The 9,069-nt window shown below is 33.4% G+C and carries 10 protein-coding genes; 8 read left to right on the top strand and 2 right to left on the bottom strand.

Annotated features, from left to right (window positions below; translation table 11 throughout):
• From coaBC to MVE07_RS03615, 6 genes are all read left to right on the top strand, one after another.
• Positions 1-642 (top strand): bifunctional phosphopantothenoylcysteine decarboxylase/phosphopantothenate--cysteine ligase CoaBC (gene coaBC, locus MVE07_RS03640; RefSeq protein WP_297454135.1); only part of this gene is annotated, 642 nt, incomplete at its 5' end.
• Entirely contained in the window at positions 632-1,120 is a 489-nt protein-coding gene (locus MVE07_RS03635; protein ID WP_297454132.1) for a cation:proton antiporter regulatory subunit, read from the top strand. The genes coaBC and MVE07_RS03635, both read left to right, overlap by 11 nt.
• Positions 1,113-2,312, top strand: coding sequence for a cation:proton antiporter (locus MVE07_RS03630; protein WP_297454130.1), 1,200 nt, complete (start codon positions 1,113-1,115; stop codon positions 2,310-2,312). The genes MVE07_RS03635 and MVE07_RS03630 overlap by 8 nt, the downstream gene beginning before the upstream one ends.
• Complete coding sequence (gene epmA, locus MVE07_RS03625) at positions 2,305-3,246, top strand: elongation factor P--(R)-beta-lysine ligase (protein ID WP_297454127.1); 942 nt, start codon at positions 2,305-2,307, stop codon at positions 3,244-3,246. The genes MVE07_RS03630 and epmA overlap by 8 nt, the downstream gene beginning before the upstream one ends.
• Complete coding sequence (locus MVE07_RS03620; RefSeq protein ID WP_297454124.1) at positions 3,237-4,787, top strand: ion transporter; 1,551 nt, start codon at positions 3,237-3,239, stop codon at positions 4,785-4,787. Before epmA ends, MVE07_RS03620 begins: the two co-directional genes overlap by 10 nt.
• Positions 4,787-5,497, top strand: a complete 711-nt coding sequence (locus MVE07_RS03615) for a uroporphyrinogen-III synthase (protein WP_297454120.1) — start codon at positions 4,787-4,789, stop codon at positions 5,495-5,497. The genes MVE07_RS03620 and MVE07_RS03615 overlap by 1 nt, the downstream gene beginning before the upstream one ends.
• Here the strand turns inward: MVE07_RS03615 and lpxC are convergent.
• Positions 5,478-6,359: a UDP-3-O-acyl-N-acetylglucosamine deacetylase gene (gene lpxC, locus MVE07_RS03610; protein WP_297454117.1), complete on the bottom strand. Its 882-nt coding sequence runs from the start codon at positions 6,357-6,359 to the stop codon at positions 5,478-5,480. The genes MVE07_RS03615 and lpxC overlap by 20 nt on opposite strands.
• Before the next feature lie 129 nt (positions 6,360-6,488).
• Between lpxC and MVE07_RS03605 the strand changes: the two genes are divergently transcribed.
• Together MVE07_RS03605 and MVE07_RS03600 are read left to right on the top strand one after the other, a co-directional pair.
• Positions 6,489-7,742: a hypothetical protein gene (locus tag MVE07_RS03605; protein ID WP_297454115.1), complete on the top strand. Its 1,254-nt coding sequence runs from the start codon at positions 6,489-6,491 to the stop codon at positions 7,740-7,742.
• Positions 7,742-8,608: a HepT-like ribonuclease domain-containing protein gene (locus tag MVE07_RS03600; RefSeq protein WP_297454113.1), complete on the top strand. Its 867-nt coding sequence runs from the start codon at positions 7,742-7,744 to the stop codon at positions 8,606-8,608. Before MVE07_RS03605 ends, MVE07_RS03600 begins: the two co-directional genes overlap by 1 nt.
• Here MVE07_RS03600 and MVE07_RS03595 read toward each other — a convergent pair.
• On the bottom strand, positions 8,595-9,069 hold a 475-nt coding region (locus MVE07_RS03595; RefSeq protein ID WP_297454110.1), incomplete at its 5' end, for an ABC transporter ATP-binding protein. The two genes, MVE07_RS03600 and MVE07_RS03595, sit on opposite strands and share 14 nt — an antisense overlap.

Raw genomic sequence — 9,069 nt, 5'->3', positions numbered from 1 at the left:
CTAAAAGATAAAAAAGTTCTTATTACAGCTGGTGGAACCCGAGAACACTTTGATCCCATACGCTATATATCCAATGCATCTTCAGGAAAAATGGGTTATGAACTGGCAAAAATAGCATATACAATGGGAGCACAGGTAAAGCTTATATCTGCACCGACTTGTTTAAGAAAACCCTATGGTGTTGATAAAATAGATGTGGTATCTGCTCAAGAAATGTTTGATGCAGTTATGGAAAATTTAGACTGGGCAGATATTATTATAATGAACGCAGCTGTTGCAGATTTTCGTCCGGAAAGTTACAGCAAGCAAAAGCTAAAAAAATCAAAGGAAAATCCAGTGGTTAAACTAATTCCAAATCCGGATATATTAAAAACTATAGGTGAGAAAAAGAGAAAAGACCAAATACTTATTGGTTTTGCTGCAGAAAGCGAAAATATCCTTGAAAATGCAAAAGACAAACTAAAAAGAAAAAACCTTAATGTGATAATTGCAAATAAACTTGATGTATTTAGTAAAGATACCCATACAGGATGGATAATTTTTAAAAACGGGCTAATTAAAGAAATACCACCTTTAGATAAAGAAGCTTCTGCATATTTTATTCTGGAAAATATTTTTAGGGGTGAGGAAAATGGATTTTAAAGAAACAGATTTACCGGGAATAGGAAAAAAGTTTTCTGTGGTAACACAAGCAGGAGATAAGCTCACTGTTATAATGCACATAACAGGAAAAAGGGAAATATTTGTATTTGAACCAGACGATTTTGATGAGCCTTCTTGTGATGTTGTTCTTAATGAGGATGAAGCAAATCAGCTTGGTTCTATACTGATGGGGGCTTATTATCGTCCTGAACAGGAAAAGGAAAAAGAGGTTCTGATAGAAAATCTGGCTATAGAATGGGTTAAGGTGCCGGAAAACTCTCCCCTTGCAGGCAAAAGTATAAAGGAAGCTGATATTAGAAGAAAAGCCGGAGTTACAGTTATAGCAATAATAAAAAAAGATGAAACAATTGTAAATCCGAGACCGGAAGAAGTTATCTCAGCCGGAGATACAATTGTTATTGTTGGAACAAGGGAGCAGGTAGAGAACTTTATGAGGGAGTTCCATATAAATGCATAACGGGGAACTTCCTTTTTTAATGTTATTTGGTTTTTTAAATCTGGCGTTATTTGTTGCCGGTTTATTAGGTAGGTTTACGAAATTTCCACCGGTTCTGTTCTATATACTGGCAGGTATTATTTTAGGCAGATTTATCCATGCGGAACATGCCATAGAGATATTCAGTGAAATAGGAATTGTTCTGTTATTTTTCTATCTTGGTCTGGAGTTTAACATAGAACGAGCAGTATCTACAGCCAAAAGAATCTGGTCTGTAGGGTTATTGGATTTATTCTTTAACTTCTTTATTGTATTTGGACTTATGTTTTTTCTTGGATTTGATTTGTTTACATCTATATTAGCCGGTGGAGTTGCTTATGCTTCTTCCTCCGCAATAACCACTAAAATAATTGTTGATAACCACCGTATAGCAAACCCGGAAACAGAATTAATCTTAGGTTTAATGGTTTTTGAGGATATTGTTGCTCCGGTATTGCTTGCTGTTATTGCTGCAATGTCATCTGGAAGTGATTTTTCTATTATTTCTCTTGGACTTATATTTGTAAAAATTGCTGCTGTTTTTGGAATTTCTATTGCAGTTGCCTATTATTTCAAAGATAAAATTGCCCAGTTTATAGATAACTTCGTAAATGAAGATATCTTTACTCTGTTTTCCCTCGGCGGACTTATTTTCTTTGCAGGATTTACCCAGTTCCTTGGACTTTCTGAAGCTCTCGGTGCTTTCCTGATGGGAATGGTTGTTTCTGAAAGCGGCAAATCCCACGAGATAGAAAGGGTTATGTATTCAATAAGAGATTTAGCTGTTGCTATATTCTTCTTCCTGTTTGGTGCCGGTATCCAGTTTAGCGGTAGTTTTTCCCAAAAGATGATAATCGCTCTGGTAATTCTGATAGTAGTTTCCATTTTAGGTAAATTTCTTACAGGATTTTTGGGAGGTATGATTTACGGATTATCAAAGAGAAAATCCCTTGAAACAGGATTTTCTATAATCAACCGTGGTGAGTTCTCTGTTGTAATGTCCAAATTCTCACCAACAGTTATGATTCCATTTATTGGTATTTATGTTTTTGTGATGGCTTTTATTGGTATCCTGTTTGCCCAGTATGCTCCGCAGCTTGCTAATCTGATAATACCTAAAAAGAAAAAGAAGAAGAAAAAGAAAAAAATTATAGACGAGGCTTTGCTTGATTAAGATAATAGAAAGCAGGGCAGCAGTTATAAAAGCTATAAGGGATTATTTTGTCAAAACAGGCTCCACAGAAGTGGAAACACCTATATTGAATATTTATCCTAACCTTGACCCTAATATACATCCTGTTGAGGTGAGAGTTGAAAATTCAGAAGGAAGGCAAATAACTGCTTATCTTCATACTTCCCCTGAATACAATATGAAAAAAATTCTTTCTACCTATAAAAAAGATATACATCAGATAACCCATGTTTTCAGGAATTATGAAGGTTCCTCAAAACACACAATAGAATTTTTAATGCTTGAATGGTATAGGGTAGGTTATGACCTTGATATGCTTATGGAAGATACAAAAAAGATTTTTATGGAAACAGCAAAAGCTCTTTACAATAGCTATGAAATTGAATACAAAGGAAAAAAATACAATTTGGAAAACTGGGAAAAATTAACTGTTGATGAGGCCTTTTACAGATTTACCGGTATATACCCTGACCAGAATGAAAAGCTATATCTGTTTTTAAAAAATTCTCCTATAAAACATGGCAACCTATCAGAAGAAGACTATGAAACGAATTTCTTTTTAGTTTATTCCTTTTATGTTGAACCACATCTTGGCAAAGATAAACCTACTTTTATTTATGATTATCCCCCTGAATTTTCAGCTTTAGCAAAAATAATAAACGGAAAAGGCAAAAGATTTGAGGCTTATATCGGTGGACTTGAGCTGGTAAATGGATATTATGAGCTTACAGACCCAATAGAACTTGAAAAACGGCTAAAAAAAGAAGCCAAAAATCATAAAATAGATACAGCTTTCATAAAAACTGCCGAAAAAATGCCAGATTGTAGCGGTGCTTCCCTTGGAATTGACAGACTGTTAATGGTTTTGTTAAATAAAAAAAATATTAAGCAAGTGCAGGTTTTAAATTGGATATAGTTTTACGAAAAAAGAAAAAAAATATAATCCCAATTAAAAGAAAAAAAGCATTAAAAAACTGGCTTTACAATGTTTTAGAAAATGAAAATAGTGCCTATAACCAGTTATACGATATATTTGCTTTATTCCTAATAATAACCTCAACGATTGGTGTTCTTATTGAATTACTTAATTTAGAGGTAAAAATCCCCCCTGACCTGAATGAATTTCTTACCGATTATGAGGAGGTTGTTTTATGGTTTTTCGTAGTTGAGTATGTCCTTAGATGGTGGGTAATTTCTGATTTTACAGATGATTTTTTAGAAGGATATACAAATCCAGAATGTAGAGGAAAGCTAAATAGAATTCTATGCGGTCTTAAACAAGCTTTAAAACCTAAATGGCAATGGATGAAAACCCCCTATGCCATCATAGACCTTATAGCTATTCTACCAATTATAAGACCCCTCAGAGCTATCAGAATTCTTAGAGTTCTCAGACTTTTAAAGATTGTCAGATATGGCTCTGCACTTAGAAGTATTTACGAAGCCCTCAAGGAAGAAAGTTATCTATTTGGAATGATTTTTATGCTTCTTGTTTTGTGGGTAGTTACATTTTCTATTCTTGTATATATTTTTGAGTATCATTATGGAAATAAAGAAATGTTCCAAACTATGTGGCATGCACTTTACTGGGGAATTGTCACAATTTCTACTGTTGGATATGGGGATATTCATCCAATAACCACCACAGGTAGAACATTGGCTTCTATTATGATAGGCGGCGGCCTGATTATTGTTGCCACGCTAACAGGTGCTTTATCTGCTGCCCTTGTAAACAGGCTATTAATACTAAAAGAGGGAGAACTAAAGATGAATAATCTTGAACACCATATAGTTATTTGTGGATGGAATGAAACAGCAGAAGAAATAGTAGAACAGATTATATCAATGAGAATTGATAAAGAAACCCCTGTTGTCATAGTAACGAATGTTCCTAAAAAAGAATTCGGTATTGAACTACCCCGTGATATCTTTTACAAAAGGGGGGATTTTATATATGACACAAATCTACTTGAAGTAGGAATTGAAAAAGCTGAGCATGTGGTCATAGTGGCAGAAAGAGAGGAAGGATTATCAGAAAGGAATATAGATGCACGGACAGCTCTTGCGGCAATGCTGGTAAAGAATCTTAATCCAAATGCAAACATATATGTGGAAGTTCTATTGGACGAAGATGCAGACATATTTGAAAAAAGAATACAGATTAAAGAAACAATAGTTCATGGAAAAATTATAGGGAAAATTCTCTTTTCAAGTATTCTAAACCCAGGAGCAACAGAGCTTATGAAAACCCTTGTTGATAAAGAAAGGGGAATTAAAAAAGTTCAACTGAAGGAAGTAGGTAAATTTGAGACGTTTGGAGATCTTCTGAAATTTGCAAGAGATTATAATTACTTACCGATAGCTATAGAAAGGGACGGTGAGAGTATAGTTAATCCTCCAGATAATTTTGAATTGAGGGATGATGATTTTGTATTTTTCTTACCTGCGGGGATATGATGAAAGTTTTAATTACAAGGGAAAAATCACAGGCAGAAAAGACAGCAAAGCTTCTTAAAAAAGAAGGCTTTGAACCTATTTTATTTCCCACGATTAGATTTGAAAAAATTGATTTTGAGGAAAAGGCTGTTGGACAGGCAGATATTATTATATTCTCCAGTCAGAATGCAGTTAAATTCTTATTTGAAGAAATTTCCCCGGAAAAACTATTGGATAAAATTGTAATAGCAACAGGAGAAAAGACAGCAAAACTTCTTGAGAAAAAAGGACTTAGACCTCTTATCCCTGAGATTTATTCAGCAGAAGGGGTTTATCAGCTTTTATTAAAAATGAACAATTTGCAAAACAAAAAAATCGCAGTCATCCGTGCATTAGAAGGTATTAATACATTATTTGAACTTATGAAAGGAAAAGCAGATATATATCCGGTGCCGGTTTATAAAACAGTGGAAAATATTCCTGAAAATCAGGGAGAGATTAAAAATTTGCTAAGTAGTGGAGAAATAGATGTGGTAGTTTTCACAAGCCCTTCCACATTTAAAAATTTTATAAAAATTATTGATAAATCCTTGCTAAGAAATACAAAAATAGCTGTTATCGGGGCAACAACCCAAAAGGCATTAGAGGAAGAAGGGATTACACCTGATATAATCCCTTCAAAATTTACGATGGAAGAAGTTATAAAAGCGATTAAGCAACAGCTTTCTTAGGTGCTTTTTTCTCCAGTTCTGAAAAATACTTTATCTCAAATGCATTTTCATCAATCAGTTTTTTGACAAACTGAGCATTTAATCTGTGTCCACCTTTAAATGAGTAAACATTTGCTATTAACGGAAAACCAAGAAGATAAAGGTCACCAATCAGGTCTAAAACCTTATGCTTAACAGGTTCATCTTCAAATCTTAGACCTTCAGGATTTAAAACATCATCTTTATCAAAAACAACTGCATTTTCAAGGGAACCACCCTTTGCTAATCCCATTTTTTGAAGCATTTCTACTTCCTCAAGGAAACAGTAAGTCCTTGCCATGGCAACATTTTCATACAACTCTTTTGATGGTGAGAAGGTATATTTTTTATTTCCAATTATACTGTTGTTATATTGAGCATGATAGGTAGCAGAGAATTCTTCAGAGGGAGTGCCTTTTATAAATTTGTCTCCATTTTCTACTATTATTTCCTTTTTCAAAACTGCAAAAAGTTTTTCTTCAGGGAGGATTTTTATACCAGCAGATTTTATATATTTTATAAATTCAATTGCACTTCCGTCTAAAATCGGAATTTCCTCTCCCTGAACTTCAATATATATATTGTCTATACCTGTAAAATAAAGAGCTGCCATAAGATGTTCAACAGTCCTTACAACCTGACCTTCTTTTTCCAGTGTTGTAGAAAAATCAAAACCGGAAGCATTTTCCACATGTGCAGGGATATAAACACCATTCTTTATAAACTTAATCCCTTCATAACTATCTGCAGGTATCAGTCTGAGAGTAACCGGTTCTCCTGAGTGAAGTCCTATTCCTTTTATGGTAATTTCATTTTTAATTGTTCTTTGCTGGGTGCACTGCATTTTTAACTCCTTTAACGGATTTTCGTAAAATTTATATTGCAAAATTCGTGCCAGCTGTTAATATAGATAAATAGGAGTTTTTTTAGAAATTTTTATGATTATTTGCAAAAAAACCAAGAAGGAATAAAAATGGCTTCACAGGCAGAGCTAAAATTAAAACTTAGCAGGATTTACAAAATAAAGAGGCAGCTAATCAATGAGCTAAATAATATAAAGGAAGATTTAAACAGATACACAAAAAATATTTTTACCCATAATGAACTTCCGGAAAGTATTGAATTTGCAAATTTTTTCAGGAATACAGAATATCAGAGGCTTAACAAACTAATAACCGAAGAGATAAACTTACTGGAAAAACCAATATCTGGTGAAACAGATGAGATACTCAAACAGGAAGTTGAAAATATAGAAGCTGTAATAAAAAGTATAGATAAAGCCCTATATGAAACTATAGACAAGATCAATGACACAATTCGTAAACTTACAGGAAGTCTTGAAGGTTTATCTATAGAACAGTTTATTGCAAAAGTAAGAGGTAATTTAGATAAAAAATATTCTTCCCGTATTCAGAAGGAAATTAAACCTGACCTTGATAAATTTAAGGAAAAATTAAAGTATATCTATAAATATGATTCGTATGATGAACTTTTAAATTTTGTTAAAGCAATTGAAAGGGAAGTTAATGTCTATCTCCACAGTGATGTAATGGAAAAATTGAAGGAAATTTTTGAAGATTACAAGAATGATTATCTGAAGGAAATAGAGGATTATATTTCAACTGTAATAAAAAGCAGAGCAGTTAGGGAAAAAATAATATCAGAGATTAAAAAAACTTTGAAAGAGACAAATATTGATAAATATTCAATTTATTACACAGCTCCGGATATAAAGAAGCATTTTACCGAAGCCCAGCAAGATATAAGTAGAATAGATATTATTCTAGCTAATATGGAAAGTAAAAGATTTATTATTCTTGTCACCATCGGTATGGTGATATTTTTTGCAGGAATGTTTTTACCTTTGCCTGAGATGGTTAAAGCTTTAATAGTCCTTATAGGTTTCGCTATCGGTGTATATGCCTTTATTGATGCAGCTTATATAAATAAGCACTATATGAAAAAATTTATCAAACAAGTAAAGGAAAATATAGAAGAAGACCTGAAAAAAAGCATAGACAAAATTATTCCTCTTTTACAGGAAAAAATGATTAAAAGTTCAATGAAAATAGATAATATGCTTGTTGTCATTTTCCAGAGGGAAACAAAGCTTATAAAATCTTTTGAGGAATTTTTAATGGCTCTAAGAACCAATATAGAGAGACACATATTCGGGATAAATTCTGTTAAAAAGGAACTGGAACTTGAGTTGTCAGAGGAAGAATAATGCTTGATATACAACTATTAAATCAAAAAGCCGGTAAACTACTCTTATTCTTAAAAAAAGCTGATAAAATTCTGAAGTCTGGTAAAGACGCTTTTATTTCTACCCCTATGTATCCTGACAGGGTTCAGTATTATCTGATTTCCGGCTATAACGAGCTTGAGGAAATAGCTTGCCATCTGCTTAAAGAAATAACAGGGGAAAAAACAAAAGGACATTGTGTAGAAAAATTGGCCAATCAACAGGTATTTTCAGAAAAGATTAACAGAGTCTTAATAGATTATCACAACTATATCCAGAGTATTATGGAAGAAAAATTTTCTTTTTCCCCTGAGGAGTTATATGTTATAGCTAAAGAGATAACAGACACTCTGATAAATCTTTTTATCAAAGAATTAGCTGCAGTAGTAAAAGAGCTTAAGGCAAAACAACCTGAACTGGCTATTCCGGTAAATCTTAAAAAAGTAGAAGAGCAGGCAAAAGCAGTTAAAGCAGCAGTAAGAAAAATATCAAACTTTCTTAATTTTCCGGAAGAAGAATTTGTTAATACTCCTCTTTTTATTGATAGGGCGAGATATTTTGCCGTTGTTCTGATAGATAGTAGCTTGTGGATATGCAGACATATTGTCAGGAAATTAGGAGAAAAGGCCGGAAAAGGAAAAGATTGCACTGATAAATTACATCAGCTTGGAATAATATCTGAAAATACCGCAGCTAAAATGGGTGAAATAATTCAATATAGGGATATTTTCGCAGACCCTACAGCAGAATTTGACCCCCATAAACTATATAGACTACTTAAGGAAAATCTTTCTGCATTTCTTGATTTTGTGAAAGAGGTAGCAAAGGCAATTTTTAAGAAGAAATAGATTTTTCTATAGAAGGGCGGGAAGATAAGAGCTTTTTTGTATATTCATGTTTTGGGTTATCAAATATTGAAAAGACATCTCCTTCCTCAACAATTTCACCTTTATAAACAACAAGAACCCTGTCTGCAACTTCCGCAACTACCCCAAGGTCGTGGGTGATAAGCAAAATTCCCATATTAAGTTTTTCTTTTAACTCTTTGAAAAGTTTAAGGATTTGGGCAGCAACGGTAACATCAAGTGCTGTAGTTGGTTCATCAGCCAGTAGCACAGACGGATTGTTAGCAATGGCAATGGCAATTGCAACCCTTTGCTTCAATCCACCGGATAGCTCATGGGGATATTGGTTAAATCTTCTCTCTACTTCCGGAATTCTTGCCTTTTCCATAGCTTTTAGAGCCAGTTTTTTTGCCTCTTCTTCGGATATTTTATTATGGGCAAGGATTGCTTCAATAATCTGGTCT

Source organism: Persephonella sp. (genome assembly GCF_027023985.1).
In the GTDB taxonomy this organism is placed as follows: domain Bacteria; phylum Aquificota; class Aquificia; order Aquificales; family Hydrogenothermaceae; genus Persephonella_A.
The sequence above is the reverse complement of the archived record's forward strand: the minus strand, read 5'-3'. Positions and strand labels throughout refer to the sequence as shown.

What these genes read in the sequence shown, in the direction of transcription:
- MVE07_RS03635 (WP_297454132.1), top strand. Translation starts at nt 632, where the DNA reads ATGGATTTTAAAGAAACAGATTTACCGGGAATAGGAAAAAAGTTTTCT.
- MVE07_RS03630 (WP_297454130.1), top strand. Translation starts at nt 1,113, where the DNA reads ATGCATAACGGGGAACTTCCTTTTTTAATGTTATTTGGTTTTTTAAAT.
- MVE07_RS03615 (WP_297454120.1), top strand. Translation starts at nt 4,787, where the DNA reads ATGAAAGTTTTAATTACAAGGGAAAAATCACAGGCAGAAAAGACAGCA.
- lpxC (WP_297454117.1), bottom strand. Translation starts at nt 6,359, where the DNA reads ATGCAGTGCACCCAGCAAAGAACAATTAAAAATGAAATTACCATAAAA.
- MVE07_RS03605 (WP_297454115.1), top strand. Translation starts at nt 6,489, where the DNA reads ATGGCTTCACAGGCAGAGCTAAAATTAAAACTTAGCAGGATTTACAAA.
- MVE07_RS03600 (WP_297454113.1), top strand. Translation starts at nt 7,742, where the DNA reads ATGCTTGATATACAACTATTAAATCAAAAAGCCGGTAAACTACTCTTA.